At 66.6% G+C, this 13,742-nt stretch carries 11 protein-coding genes; 6 read left to right on the top strand and 5 right to left on the bottom strand.

The genetic code is table 11. The features are described from left to right. Nucleotides 1-6: 6 nt before the first annotated feature. Nucleotides 7-2,550, bottom strand: a complete 2,544-nt coding sequence (locus DZC52_RS04980) for a serine/threonine-protein kinase (protein WP_116650026.1) — start codon at nucleotides 2,548-2,550, stop codon at nucleotides 7-9. Next, nucleotides 2,547-3,101 carry an ECF-type sigma factor gene (locus DZC52_RS04975; RefSeq protein WP_181918786.1) on the bottom strand — a complete coding sequence of 185 codons (555 nt, stop codon included), beginning with the start codon at nucleotides 3,099-3,101 and terminating at the stop codon, nucleotides 2,547-2,549. Before DZC52_RS04975 ends, DZC52_RS04980 begins: the two co-directional genes overlap by 4 nt. A gap of 136 nt (nucleotides 3,102-3,237) precedes the next feature. Here DZC52_RS04975 and DZC52_RS04970 point away from each other — a divergent pair, with 136 nt between their 5' ends. Beyond that, nucleotides 3,238-5,523: a right-handed parallel beta-helix repeat-containing protein gene (locus DZC52_RS04970; RefSeq protein ID WP_147307610.1), complete on the top strand. Its 2,286-nt coding sequence runs from the start codon at nucleotides 3,238-3,240 to the stop codon at nucleotides 5,521-5,523. Nucleotides 5,524-5,532: 9 nt separating this feature from the next. On the opposite strand, the gene DZC52_RS04965 is transcribed toward DZC52_RS04970, so the two are convergent. After that, nucleotides 5,533-6,198 (bottom strand): response regulator transcription factor, encoded by a 666-nt coding sequence (locus tag DZC52_RS04965; RefSeq protein WP_116650023.1) that lies wholly within the window; start codon nucleotides 6,196-6,198, stop codon nucleotides 5,533-5,535. Between the two features lie 240 nt (nucleotides 6,199-6,438). Beyond that, entirely contained in the window at nucleotides 6,439-7,209 is a 771-nt protein-coding gene (locus DZC52_RS04960) for a 3-hydroxybutyrate dehydrogenase (RefSeq protein WP_116650022.1), read from the bottom strand. Nucleotides 7,210-7,363: 154 nt separating this feature from the next. Between DZC52_RS04960 and DZC52_RS04955 the strand changes: the two genes are divergently transcribed. Next, nucleotides 7,364-9,181, top strand: a complete 1,818-nt coding sequence (locus DZC52_RS04955; RefSeq protein WP_116650021.1) for a 3-hydroxybutyrate oligomer hydrolase family protein — start codon at nucleotides 7,364-7,366, stop codon at nucleotides 9,179-9,181. 81 nt (nucleotides 9,182-9,262) lie between these two features. On the opposite strand, the gene DZC52_RS04950 is transcribed toward DZC52_RS04955, so the two are convergent. Then, nucleotides 9,263-9,700: a hypothetical protein gene (locus DZC52_RS04950; RefSeq protein ID WP_116650020.1), complete on the bottom strand. Its 438-nt coding sequence runs from the start codon at nucleotides 9,698-9,700 to the stop codon at nucleotides 9,263-9,265. An 81-nt stretch (nucleotides 9,701-9,781) separates the two neighbouring features. Between DZC52_RS04950 and DZC52_RS04945 the strand changes: the two genes are divergently transcribed. The 4 genes from DZC52_RS04945 (at nucleotide 9,782) to DZC52_RS04930 (ending at nucleotide 13,690) form a co-directional block, all read left to right on the top strand. Further along, complete coding sequence (locus DZC52_RS04945) at nucleotides 9,782-10,303, top strand: class IV adenylate cyclase (protein WP_116650139.1); 522 nt, start codon at nucleotides 9,782-9,784, stop codon at nucleotides 10,301-10,303. Nucleotides 10,304-10,361: 58 nt separating this feature from the next. Beyond that, nucleotides 10,362-12,152: a vWA domain-containing protein gene (locus DZC52_RS04940; protein WP_116650138.1), complete on the top strand. Its 1,791-nt coding sequence runs from the start codon at nucleotides 10,362-10,364 to the stop codon at nucleotides 12,150-12,152. Nucleotides 12,153-12,257: 105 nt separating this feature from the next. Next, complete coding sequence (locus DZC52_RS04935; protein WP_116650019.1) at nucleotides 12,258-12,824, top strand: sigma-70 family RNA polymerase sigma factor; 567 nt, start codon at nucleotides 12,258-12,260, stop codon at nucleotides 12,822-12,824. Beyond that, a complete protein-coding gene (locus DZC52_RS04930; RefSeq protein WP_116650018.1) occupies nucleotides 12,821-13,690 on the top strand; it encodes a RodZ family helix-turn-helix domain-containing protein in 870 nt (289 codons plus the stop codon). The genes DZC52_RS04935 and DZC52_RS04930 overlap by 4 nt, the downstream gene beginning before the upstream one ends. The last annotated feature ends 52 nt before the right edge of the window (nucleotides 13,691-13,742 follow it).

Genomic DNA, 13,742 nt, shown 5'->3' with positions numbered 1-13,742 from the left:
GTGAATTCAGTCGGGCCCGGTGACGGCATCGCGGCCCGGCTTGCCAGCGAGCTCGTCCAAGCGGCTCGCCAGCCATCGCGGATCCTTCGCTGCCGTGATGTGCCCGCCGGGGGGCGCGGGATCGCCGGCGCAACGTTGTCGCAACAGTCGATAGGCGTCTCGCCAACGCGCGGGTAGCGAGTCGAGGGTGGCTGCGCCTGCCGCGGGTACGACCGATGTGTGGCAGTTGGCCGGTGGATCGGTTTCCAGCAGGCGCCGGGCCAGGCAGAACCGCTGCTGCAGGCTGCTGATGCCGTCCAGGTCGTCGCAGGCTTCCCCGGGTCGTTGCAGATCGGACAGGCTCGGGGTGCGGTCGAGTTCCAGCAGGATAAGGCTCCTGAGAGGCAGCAGCCAGTTGACCATGGCCAGGTCGGCCTCCGGCAGGGCGTCGCGGTGCGCCAGGCCTCGCTCGACGAGTTCGAGCCCGCCCGTGAAATCGTCCCGCATGTAGTGAGACCAGGCCAGCATGCCCCAGGTGTAGGCAATGTCGGGGTGTGGTCCATCGTGCACACGCATCAGCGATTCCAGCGATTGTCGCCAGGCCGATTCCGCGCCGGCGTGGTCGCCGCGGGCCATGTTGACCCCGGCCAGGTTGCCCAGGGTGCTGAGCGTTTGGGGGTGGTCGTCGCCGTAGACGGCCCGTTTGTGTTGCAGTGAGCGTTCGAAGACGCTCGCGGCCGCATCGAAGTCCTCCTGGTACCAGTGGACGATGCCGAGATCGTTCTCGATCTTCGCCAGCAGGATCTCGTCGTCGTCCAGGCGCTTCTGGAGTTCAAGCGCCGCCTCAAGCACGGCCTGGGCTTGCGCCAGGCGGCCCGTTTCCTGAAGGGCGGCACCCTGGACGCGGAGCGCGTCGGCCCGGATCGATGCCGCGGGTCCCGTCGGCGCATCCGCCAGGCGACTAACGACCCGCTCGGCGATGGAGAGCGACCGATCCGCCTGCTGAACGATCAACAGCATGTCGGCCAGTCGCACCTCGATCCGGGCCAGTCGGGTGCCTTTCACGTCGTGCTCGAGCGCGAGCGCACGCGACCTCTCGAGGAAGCGCACGGCATCTTCGAAAAGCCCTTGTTCGTAAGCGACCATGCCCCGATCGGAAAGGGCGGAGATTCGAAGGTCGCTCATCCGATCGGCCGCATCCAGTGACAGCGCTTCGTCGAGCGAATTCGCCGCGTCGGCGATCAGGCCTCTTTCGAGCTGAGTCCGCCCGATGACGTGGAGCAGTTCCGCGAGAAGGCGCGGTTGATCGGCCATGGCCGAGCGGACCCGGTCGGCGCCGCGCCGAAGCAACTCGGAGGCCGGCGGATCCTCGCCGCGCATCAACGCGGGATCGGCCGACTCGAAGATGCCGATCAGGAAATCGCGGGCGGCCACGGCCCGGGCGGCTTCGCTACGAGCTTCGCGAGCTTGCCAGAGCGCGGCGGCAATGCCCAGCGTCAGGCTGGCAACCAGCAACAGGCCGAGACTCGCCGCGACCGAGTGGCGCTGCAGCCAGCGGACGAAGACGTAAGTCCGCCCGCCCCGGCGCGCCGCGACCGGACGCTTTTCCTGCCAGGATTCCAGGTCGGCCCGCAACAGGGTCATCGAGCTGTAGCGCTCTTCCGGTTGACGTGCTGTCGCCTGGGCGCAAATCGCCGCGAGGTCGCGATCCGACCTTTCGGCGATCAGTTCCTCGAGTACCGCGCCGAGGGAGTAGATGTCCTGGCTCGTGTCCGGCGGCGCCCGCCGGAACCGTTCGGGGGCCGTATAGGCGGGCGAGCAATACAGGTGGCGCTCGGCGTCGGGTTGCCGCTGCAGCATTGCAGCGATGCCGAAATCGACCACGCACAGCCGGCCGTTGTCGCGCACCAGCAGGTTGGCCGGCTTGACGTCGCAATGCACCACCTGGCGCTGGTGAGCGTATTCAAGTGCCCGGGCCGCCTCGATGACCAGCTTAACGATGGCGGCCACGGACAGCTCGCGCTCCCGGCAATGGGCGTCGAGCGCGCGGCCGTGGACGAGTTCCATGACGAGATAGCCGTGACCTTGCTCGCTTGTGCCGCTGTCGATCAGTCGCGCGATGCCCGGGTGCTCGAGGCGCGCGAGGATGCGCGTTTCCTCCGTCAGCCGTTCGCCGTCGCCGATCAGGTTGGCGCGCTTGAGTACCTTGACGGCCACTTCCTTCTCGAATTGCCCGTCGGCGCGGTGCCCGCGGTGGATCACGCTCATACCGCCGCGGCCGATGATCTCGTCGACCTGCCAGGGCCCGAGCCGCTGGCCCTGCCAGTCGGGCGGCGGCGCGTCTGCCTTGCCGGATTCGTCTCGGTCCAACCCCAGCCGTTCGGGAGCGCCCGTGTCCAGCCCCAGCGAGTCGGCCCGGTCGTGTTGTTCCAGCAGGTGGCGAAGTTGTCGGCGGTGAACGCGATCCAGGTCCAGCGCGTCGAGCTCGGCCTGTCGCTCGTCCCGAGTCAGGTCGGCCAGGCGATCGAAATGGTCGGAAATGGTTGCCCAGTCCGAGGCGCTGATCTTCATTCCAGGCTGGCCGCCAGCAGCGCCCGTGCGCGTTTCCAGTCGCGCGCTGCCGTGCGCGGGGAGACTTCGAGCACTTCGGCTGCGTCCTCGTTGGAAAGGCCGGTGAAGAAGCGAAGTTCGACCAGGCGGCCCAGGCGGGGATCGAGCTGCTCGAGGTCGCCGATGGCCTGGTCGATGTCGAGGATTCGGTCGATGTCGGTCACCGTGGCCGCGTCGGCGTCACCCAGCTCCACCTGGACGGCGTCGCCGCCGCGTTTCTGTGCCAGGCGATAGCGAGCGTAGTCGACCACCATCCGGCGCATGGCGACCGCCGCCACGCCGAGAAAATGTCGCCGGTCGCGGAACTCGCTTTCTCCGGCGGCCAGGCGCAGCCAGACCTCGTGAACCAGTGCGGTCGTGTTGAGCGTCGCCGAGGGGATGAGCTGGCGCTCGCGCCGGGCGATGCGCCGCAACTCCTGGTAGAGCTGGCGGACCCGGTCGAGATCGGTACCGTCGGGACCGAACTCCGACAAACCGCTGCCGGCAGATCCCGAGTCTGAGGCTTGAACCATGATCGAGGCGACTTTCTGGTGTCCCGGCTTCATTCTGGCGCATTCCGCCGCGTAAGTCAGCCTGCCCTGCGTGGCGTGTCACAGAAACCGCCGGGATTTCGATTTGCTTGACGACGGGATTTCGCAGGACAACTCGATGAATACTCTCAATCGGTTCGTGGCCCTGGGCATGCTGCTGGCAGCCGGCGCTGCCCAGGCTTTCGTCGTCAATGATATCGGTGATGCGTCAGACGCCAATCCTGGCGACGGCTTTTGCGACATCCCGGTCGGCGGGCCGCCCCGATGCACGCTCAGGGCCGCCATCGAGGAGGCCAATGCATTCGGTGGCGGCCACCTGATCGAATTCTCCGTCGGCCTGTTCACGATCACGCCCGTAACGCCCCTGCCCACCATTTCTTCCGTCGTGACCATCGACGCGACCACGGCACCCGGCTACAACACGGGCGCTTCGTCCGTTCTCGACGCCACGCCGCTCGTGCGGCTCGACGGTTCTTCTCTGGGCGGGACGACGGCTGACGGACTGCGCGTGGCCAGCACTGCGGCCGTGACGATTCGCGGCCTGGCGATCTTCAATTTTCCCGACAACGGGATCGAGATCGTCAACAGCTCGACAGTCGAGCTGGATTCCAACTGGATCGGCGTTCGCCATGACGGTGCTGCCGGTGGCAACGGCGGCAGCGGTGTGTACGTCAGCAACTGCGATCGTTGCGTCGTCGGCACGGACGTTGTGACCTCGCCGACCATCGGAATCAGCGGGCGGGGCAACCTGATTTCCAACAATGCCGAGGACGGCATCTACGTGCAACTGGGTGCCGATGGTCAGATCGCAGGCAACTACATCGGAACCAATCCGGCCGGCGGGAGTGCGTTCGGCAATTCTCGACACGGCATCCAGCTTGTCGGGCCCGACAACTTCCTGGGCATCATCGCGGGCACTGCGTCGGGTCCGATTACCAGCCCCAACTACATCGAATACAACGCCGGCGACGGCATCCGCACGACGACGGGCACACAACGAATCCACGTCAACGAGATCTTCGCCAATGGCGGCAACGGCATTTCACTCAACGGCGGAAGCAGCGAAGTGGGCGATTCCGTGGCGGGACGGCGCAACCTGATTGCTGCCAATGCCGGTCACGGCATTCATGTGGGCAACCTGGCGACCAGTAGCGGCAACGTGATCGAGGAAAACTGGATCTACCAGAACCAGCAGCGCGGCGTACAGGTCTCGGCCGGATCAAACAACTCGGTCGTTTTCAACCAGATCTTCGACAACGACAACGATGCTGTATACCTCGCCGATGAAGACAACACCGTCCAGGGCAACGAGATCGGTTTCCTCAACGGATCTCTCGTGGGCAACGGGGCCAACGGCATCGTCGTGGCCGCCGGCGGCAACCTGCTGCAGGGCAACCGCATCGGCGGCATGGCCGACGACGGCATCGATGTCGTCAGCGGCGTGACTTCGACCATCACCGGCAACAGCGTCGGCGCGCAACAGGACGGATCGGTGTTCGGCAACGCGGGCGTCGGCATCCGCGTGCGCGCGGCGGCCGTCAACACCCAGATCCTCGACAACGTCATCGGAGACAACAGCGATGGTGTCCTGCTCGAAGGCGCCACCAACGACGTGTGCGGCAATCTCATCGGGCTCGGCTCGTCCAACGAGAATATCGGCAATGCCATAGAGGGCATCCGAGTGCTTGGTGGGGCCAACGTGATCGGTGACGAGGGTGCGGGCTGCACCGGCAACCACATCGGTTTCAATGCCTCCGACGGCATTCAGGTCCACGGCGACAACAACACCATTCGCGATAACACGATTGGCGGCCAGCGTTTCGTGGACCTCGGCAATGGACGCGGCGGCGTCTTGCTGACCGACGGTGCCTCGCTCAATGACGTTTCGGACAACGTTGTCTGGAACAACGACGACGGGATCCGCGTCGGAAGCACGGCCGGGACCGGCAATCGCCTCGAGGACAACAACTTCGGCGGCCATGCCGACCTGGCCATCGACCTCAACGACGACGGCGACACGCCCAACGACGCCGGCGATGTCGACAGCGGACCCAACAACATGCAGAACTATCCCGTCATCTCGCAGGTGGATGACGTGGGCGGTCAACTCTCGGTGACCTATTTCGTCGACAGCGGCACCGGTCAGTCGACCTATCCGCTACAGGTGGACTTCTACTACAACAGCCAGGATTTCCGTGAGGGCTACCGCATCCACGTCGACAGCTACAACGTCGCACCGGGCTCGAACCGAACGATCACGATCGATCCGCCCTTCGACAACGGTTACCTGATGGCCATGGTCATCGATGCCGACGGCAACAGCTCGGAAATCGGTGTACAGCAGGCGTTTACCATCACGCCGCCGCCCGACGAATTGTTCAAGGACCGTTTCGAGATGCCCTGACCGGGTTGCCTATCCGATGCGCGAGGCGGGATCGATCAGTTCGAGCCGTCGCAGCGCCACGCCGGCCTGGGTTCGGTTGCGCACCTCGAGTTTCTGAAGTATTTCGCTCATGTGGGCCTTGACGGTGCGCTCCTGGATGCCCAGCTCGTCGGCGATCTGCTTGTTGAGCCAGCCGTCGGCGACCAGCGCCAGCACACGGAACTGCTGCGGCGTCAGGGCCGCGATGTGCTCGGCCAGCACCAGGTCTTCATCGTCGGAATCGAGTTCGGCCACGGCGCGCTCCAGGCGGGGCGGCACCCACTCCCGGCAGTCGAGCACGGTGTCGAGCGCGGCGGTCATGTCGTCGAGCCCGGAACTCTTCGGGATGAAGCCCGCCGCACCGTGATCGAGCACGCGCCGGATGACGCGCGGGTCTTCGTTGGCCGAAACGACCACAACGGCCACGGCCGGGTGATTGCATCGAATGGACGCCAGCCCCGCCAGGCCGTGACTGCCCGGCATGTGCAGGTCGAGCAGGACGAGGTCGATGTCCTCGTTGTCTTCGAGCAGGGCAGTCGTTTCAGGCAGATCGCGCGCCTCGAGTATCTCGACGTCGTCCAGGCAAGCCCCCAGGGCCTGCACCAGCGCCCCGCGGAACAGCGGGTGATCGTCTGCGATGAGGACTCGGGTGGCCATTGAGATCCAAGGATAAAGGTTTCAGGATTCAGGTTTCAGGTTTCAGGTTTCAGGTTTCAGGTTTCAGGTTTCAGGTTTCAGGAAAAAATATCGGGTCCGGAGTCTGGTCGGCGACCAGATCGCCAGATTGATGATGCCACCATCGAGTGTCCGGTGAGCACGGCGCGCGGGTTGTCGGCAAGGCGTTCTCGGTATTCCGGGCGCTCCTGAACACTGAAACCTGAAACCCGAAACCTGATCTCATTGCACCGTCCACCCCCCATCGACAACGATGCATTGCCCGGTGATGTTGCGCGCGGCCGGTCCGACCAGGAAGGCGCAGATGCCGGCCAGTTCCTCGAAGGAGATGAACACGCCCTTGGGCATGGGCTTGAGCATGATCTCTTCGACCACGCGGTCCTCCGAGATGCCGTGGGTCTTCGCCTGGTCGGCGATCTGCTTCTCGACCAATGGGGTTTTCACGTAGGTCGGGCAGACCGTGTTGATGGTGATGTCGGTGTCGGCCGTTTCCAGCGCCAGCACCTTGGAAAAGCCGGTCAGGCCGTGCTTGGCGGCCACGTAGGCGCTCTTGAAGGGGCTGGCCACCAGCGAGTGGATCGAGCCGATGTTGACGATGCGCCCGAAGCCGCGCTCGCGCATGCCCGGCAGCAGGGCCCGGGTCAGGCGCGCCGTCCCGGTCAGCATGACCTGGACGAGCTGGTCCCATTTCTCCATGGGAAAGTCCTCCAGGCGTGCGACGTGTTGCAGCCCGGCATTGTTGACGAGCACGTCGACGTTGCCGTCGAGTTCGGACACCAGCCTGTCGACATCGGTGTCGTTGGTGACGTCCAGGGCATGGGCGCTTGCCGTGCCGCCGGCCGCAGTGATCGCTGCGGCGGTGGCCTCGGCGGCCGAGCCGTCGAGGTCGGTCGCGAGAATGGTATGACCGGCCTTGGCCAGGTCGGCTGCAATGCCGGCGCCGATGCCGCTGCCGGCGCCGGTGATCAGGATGCGCAGGGGGCGATCGGTCATGTTCGCGTCGGACTCCGGATAGGGTGGATTGGCCAGGATCGAAAGACTAGCAGAGCGACAAGGCCGCGGCTGCTGTACCAAAGTCCATTGGGTGCGCGCGCATGCGCCCTGCTAAAGTGACGCTCCCGAATTTCCGAACGCCCTCAGAGAGCCGATGATGCGATCGAACCTGACTGTCCTCCTATTCGCGATTCCGTTGCTCGCGGCCTGCAGCCCCGGCGAGGATTCCGCCGGCAACGGCAAAGCTGCCGCCGACCTCGAAATCCGGGTCACCGAGCATCGCGACGGCGACGATTTGCTGACCGCGGGGCTGGGTCTGGACGGGCTTGCCGGCAACGCGCCGCAGACGGCCGATCCGGAAGCGCCGACAGCGGCGGAACTGCGCCGCATGGCCATCCACAAGTCCTGGACCGGCATCCAGAGCTTCACGCCCGCGGGCGGTCTCGGCGGCCTGCTCGACGACCTGCCGGCCGTGCCCGGGCGCGAGTTCCAGGCCTTCGTAACCGTTGCCGATGCGAACCACCCGGTACGCGTGCTGCTCCAGCTTCCCGACGCCTTCGATTCCGAAGCGCCCTGCCTAGTCGTAGCGCCCGCCTCCGGCTCGCGCGGGGTCTATGGCGCTATCGCCCTGGCCGGACCCTGGGCCTTGCCCGCCGGCTGCGCCGTGGTCTACACCGACAAGGGAGCCGGCACCGATTTCTTCGACTACGCCAGCGAAACCGGCGTGCGCCTGGACGGCACCCGTGCTGCCCGCGGCGAGGCCCGATTGGGCTTCGAACCCGCCGCGATACCGACGGGAGACGAGGAGGCTGAAGGCCCGGCACCGGACCCGGCCACCGTCGCGCTGCCGCATGCCCACTCCGGCGACAACCCCGAAGCCGATTGGGGCCGCCACGTTCTGGCGGCGGCGGAGTTCGGCCTCGGGATTCTGTCCGATGAACTCGATGGCGAGATTTCGGCCGACAACACCCGCGTGATCGCCGCCGGCCTGTCCAATGGCGGGGGCGCGGTGCTGCGCGCAGCCGAGCTGGACGAAGCTGGCTTGCTCGACGCCGTGGTCGCCGTCTCGCCCAACGTCACCGCGCCCGGCGCGCCGCCGCTCTACGACTACGCCACGGCCGCCGCGCTCTACCAGCCCTGCATGCTGGCCGACCTGGAGAAGGTCGGCGGCATGCCCCTGGGCAATCCGATGCTGGCGGCGATGGGCGAGGTTCGCTGCGCCTCGCTGGTGCGCGCCGGACTGCTCGAAGAAGGCCACGCGCAGGCGGCCCGGGCGCGCCTCAACGAACTGGGCTTCGAGGATCCCGCCCTCGACCAGGCCGCCGTGAACGTGGTGCTCGGCCTGTGGCGCACGGTCGGTGCCAGCTATGCCTCGGCCTACCTGCGGCGCGGGCCTCTCGACATGCCCTGCGGCTTCGCCTACAGCGCGCCGGAAGCGACTGCCGCCCAGCGGCATGCCTGGTGGGCCCTGCATTCCGGGGTCGGCGCGGGAGAGGGCATCGTCCTCACCGACTCACTGGGCGACGGTCAGGACGCCCAGCTGCCGGCGCTGCGATGCCTGCGGTCCCTGTGGGCCGGCAAGGGAAGCGAGACGAGGCAGTTGCACGAAGCCGTCGAGGCCACGCGCGCCTCCGCTTCGCTGCCCGGCGAAGCGCCGGTGATGGTGATCCACGGCGCAGACGACGGCCTGATCCCCGCAGCCTTCAGCAGCCGGCCCTGGGTCGAGCAGGTGCGCGCCAACGGCGGCAATGTGAGCTACTGGGAAGTGAAGAATGCCCAGCACTTCGACGTGCTGCTCGGCGCGCCGGGCGTGGCCGGGCGCTATGTGCCGCTGTTGCCCTACGGCTGGCGGGCCCTGGATCGCGTGCGCGACGTGCTCGATGGCAATGCGGAAGCGGCCGAGGATCGACTCATCGATCCCGAGCCGGCGCCTGGCGGTGAACCGCTGGAGTGGCAGGATCTCGGGCTGTAGAACTGCAACGACCGGAAGTCGAGTACCCGATCGGCGGGCGCCGAATGACGACGGCGCCCGCGTTTGATTGGAGCCTGGCGTCTACCTGAGCACGCCGCGCTGGAGCATGGCCCGGTTGTAGAACACCAGGAAGATGCCGATGGCGACGATCACGCCCGAAAAGATCATGCCGCCGGTTCCCATGATCTCCGCGCCGTTGGAAAGTACGAAATTCTGGAACGAGGTCGCCAGCATCGCGACCAGCGCGATGATGAACAGGTGGTAGGCCCAGCGCAGGCGGGGCAGCATGGCCAGCGACCCGAGCAGCGAACCCCAGGTGGCAATGCCCCAGGTGACCACGGCCCAGGTCGGAATGCCGTAGAAGAAGGCGAGTTGCTCCTCGCTGAAGGCCGACATGTAGGATTCAAGCTGAATCTGCGTGGCCAGGAAATCGAAAGCGCCGACGGCGTTCCAGAGCACGGCGATGACGGCGATGATCCAGAAATGGACCGGCGGCTTCGTGGCATGCGTCTCGGTCATGGTGATCCTCCTCGAATGTCGTTGTTGTTGTCTGCTGCGTTATTCTGCTCCCTGCTTTCCCTTCGAGCAAGAATGCGGCAGATGGCGAGAAACATCGAAATCAAGGCCCGCGTGGCCGATCCGGAGGTCATGGCCGAGCGCGCGGCGCGAATCGCCGACGAGGGCCCCTGGGCCATCGAACAGGACGACACCTTCTTCGCCTGCCGTGACGGGCGCTTGAAGCTGCGCGATTTCGGCAACGGCAGCGGCGAGCTGATCTTCTACCGCCGCCCGGACCAGGCCGGCCCGGGGCAGTCGGAGTATCGCATCACGCCCACCGAGGATCCCGATGGCCTGCGCGCAGTGCTGACCGATGCGCTCGGAACCACCGGGCGCGTCCGAAAGCGCCGGATCCTCTACCTGGCCGACCGGACCCGGATTCACCTCGATCACGTCGAGGGCCTCGGCGACTTTCTGGAACTGGAGGTCGTGCTCGCAGACGGCGAGTCCTCGCGCCTGGGCGAGGCCGATGCGCAGGTGCTCATGGAACGGCTGCATATCGCCGACGACGACCTGGTCGAGGTGGCCTACGTCGACCTGTTGGCCGACAGACCGACGGATTAACCCCGTATTCGCGGCACGATCGTTGTTCTCCATGCAAGTCCCACAAATGGAGAACAGGATGAGCCAGTCAATTCGCAACTCGAGTATTCGGCGCCGGGCACTCGCGGCCGCGGCGGCGGCCGCCGTTGCGCTGGCGGCAGGCTGTGCCTCGCAGGCCCCGGAAACCGGTGAGGAGCACAAGCCGGTATCCGAACCGGCGCCCCGGACCGAAGTGGATCTCACGCAGGTCACCATCGAGACCGCGTCGGAGCAAGAGCGGCGGTTTCGGCAGCGCCCGGTCCGGGTCGAGGAAGCCCTGGCCGACCGGGCGGCTCCCGGCCAGCCTATGGCGTTCGCCCCCTCGCCCGCGTCGCCGGGCGCCGATCCGCTAGCTCACCTGCGAGCGCCGGATCGCCCGATCAACCGCGAGAACTACGACGAGCTCGACCCCAACCCGATCCATCGGGTGAGCGAGCAGCCGGTATCGACCTTCAGCATCGATGTCGACACCGGCAGCTACGCCAACGTCCGGCGCATGCTCAACGCCGGCCAACTCCCGCCGAAAGGCGCGGTGCGGGTCGAGGAGATGATCAACTACTTCGACTACGACTATCCGGCGCCGGAGGATCCGTCGACACCGTTCAACGTCGTGCTGGAGCAGGCCGCTTCGCCCTGGAACGAGAACACGCGCCTGCTGCAGATCGGCATCAAGGGCTTCGTGCCGCCGCCCGAGGACGTGCCGCCGGCCAACCTGGTCTTCCTGGTCGATGTCTCCGGTTCGATGCACTCGCCCGACAAGCTCGGGCTGCTCAAGAACGCGCTGAAGATGCTGGCCGGCCAGCTCGACGGCGACGACCGGGTCGCCATGGTGGTCTACGCGGGCGCGACCGGCGTGGTGCTGGAATCCACCCCGGGCGACCAGGCGGTGAAGATCCGCAACGCCCTCGACCAGCTCCAGGCCGGCGGGCGTACCAACGGCGCGGCCGGAATCGAGCTGGCCTACGCCCAGGCCAGGCAAGGCTTCATCGAAGGCGGTATCAACCGCATCATCCTGGCCACCGACGGCGACTTCAACGTCGGCACCGTCGACTTCGATGCGCTCGTCGACCTGGTCGAGCGTAATCGCCAGTCCGGCGTTGCGCTCACCACCCTGGGCTTCGGCACGGGTAACTACAACGACCACCTGATGGAGCAACTCGCCGATGCGGGCGACGGCAATCACGCCTACATCGACACTCTGGGCGAGGCGCGCAAGGTGCTGGTCGACGAGATGGGTGCGACCCTGCACACCATCGCGCGTGACGTGAAGATCCAGGTGGAGTTCAACCCGGCGGTGGTCGCCGAGTACCGCCTGATCGGCTACGAGAACCGCATGCTCGCGCGAGAGGACTTCAACAACGACGCGGTCGACGCCGGTGACATCGGCGCCGGACACACGGTCACCGCGCTGTACGAACTCGCCCTCGTCGGCAGCGGCGGCGAGCGCATGGATCCGCTTCGCTACGGTGCGGCTCGCGCAACCCGCGAGATCAGCAACGAGCTCGGCATCGTTCGCCTGCGCTACAAGCAGCCAGAATCCGACAGCAGCCAGCTCATCGAGCGGCCGGTGCCCAACCTGGCCGCGGAGTCGGCCTCGGAGCGACTGCGTTTTGCCGCGGCCGTGGCGGCCTTCGGCCAGCACCTTCGCGGCGGCAAGTACCTGGAAGGCTTCAGCATGGAAGACGTCCACGCGCTGGCCCGGGACTCGAAGGGTGCCGATGCCTTCGGCTACCGCGGCGAATTTCTCCAGCTGGTCCGCCTGGCCGACGGCCTGGCCGTAGCCCGACGCTACGGGCCGAACGAGCGCACGATCGCCAGCGATGGTCATTGACCCTGTCGGGTCGGGCAGTGCGGCGCCGGCGCTTCGGGCACGGTCCGAAGCGCCGGCGGCTCTCCGGGCGTAGAATCGACGATCCGGGCGCAACCACCGCGAGCGATGACCGACTCCCGCAGTGACGACGAGCTGATGCTGGCCTACGCACGCGGCGATGCGCGCGCCTTCGATGCGCTCTATGAACGCTATCGCAAGCCGCTCTATCGCTACCTGTTCCATTCCGCCCGCAACCGATCGGTCGCCGACGAACTGTTCCAGGACGTGTGGACCCGCATCATCGACGCGCGCAAGCGATTCCGGAAGGACACCGGCTTCAAGCGCTACGCCTTCCGCATCGCCCACAACCGCCTGGTCGACCACTGGCGAGCCCTCGATCGCCGGCGCGAGGATGCCGACGGCAGCGAAGCCGAACCGGTGTCCGACCGGGAGGACTCGCCCGAGGCGAGCGTCGAGCAGGCGCAGCACCGGGCGGAACTGACGAAGGCCCTGGGCCAGCTCTCCCGCGTGCAGCGCGAGACTTTCCTGCTGCAACAGGAAGCGGGCCTGACCCTGGCAGAAATCGCCGAGCGCAGCGGCGTGGGCCGCGAAACGGTCAAGAGCCGCCTGCGCTACGCCACCGGAAAACTGAGAACGCTGCTCAGGCCCGCAACATCGACGAGCGAACCATGACCGGCAAGGACAGACATCACGATCACCGGAATCACGACGGCGATCAGGAACGACTCGCGCAGCTCTATCGCGAGCAGGGCGATATCGAGCCCGGCCCCGGCGTCGACCAGCGCATCCGCGCAAAAGCCCACGACGAGGTCCGCCCGAGCAGCCTGCCGCGCCCGGCCCACTGGCTGGGCGGCGCGGCGGTCGCCGCCTCGCTGTTCGTGGTCGTCTCCATCGTCGTCAACATGGAGCCGCCGCAAGCGGAATTCCCCATGACCGAGCCCGAACGGCAAGGCAGTCCACAGCCGGCAGCGGAATCGGATCGGACCGGGGACTCGGGGATCAACGCTGCGCGCAGCGACCGGCCGTTTCCCGAGCGGGCAGCCTTCAGAGAACGGCCAATACCCGTGCGTCCGGAATCGCCACCACCGTCGCTGGACGTCCTGGAGCGTCGCGCGCGCGCGACGTCCGCCGACACAGCGCAAGGCGAGTCCGAGCGAGCCGCATCGCCAAGCGCCGGCTCGCCTGCCGCAGAAGAGAAAGCCGGCGAAGACGAAGTCCGATTCAATTTTTCAACCGGTCAGGACGGCCCCGGCGCGAGTGAGCTCCTGGAGGAATGGTCGGAGGCCGGCCCCGCACCCGACGACGCCCTCGAGCAGACTCCCCTCGAGTCCGCCGAACCCCGGCTCGAAGAAATGCAGCGCCGCACCGCCGACGCCGAGCGGGCCCTGTGGTTGATCGATCAGCTGATCGCCGTGGGCAACGCCGAGCGCGCCCGGGCCGAGATGGAAGATTTTCGCGAGCGCTATTCGGGCCAGGAAATTCCGGCAGCGACGATCGAGCGCCTGGAGGCGCTGGAAGTCGATGGGAGCGGAGACTGATTCCGGCGGAGGCATCCATCGTGCCACTCACAGCGGGGTCCCTTCTATGGAG

The sequence above is a fragment of the Wenzhouxiangella sediminis genome (genome assembly GCF_003410055.1).
In the GTDB taxonomy this organism is placed as follows: Bacteria; Pseudomonadota; Gammaproteobacteria; order Xanthomonadales; family Wenzhouxiangellaceae; genus Wenzhouxiangella; species Wenzhouxiangella sediminis.
Note: the sequence above shows the minus strand (reverse complement) of the source record. Positions and strands in the feature narration are given on the sequence as shown.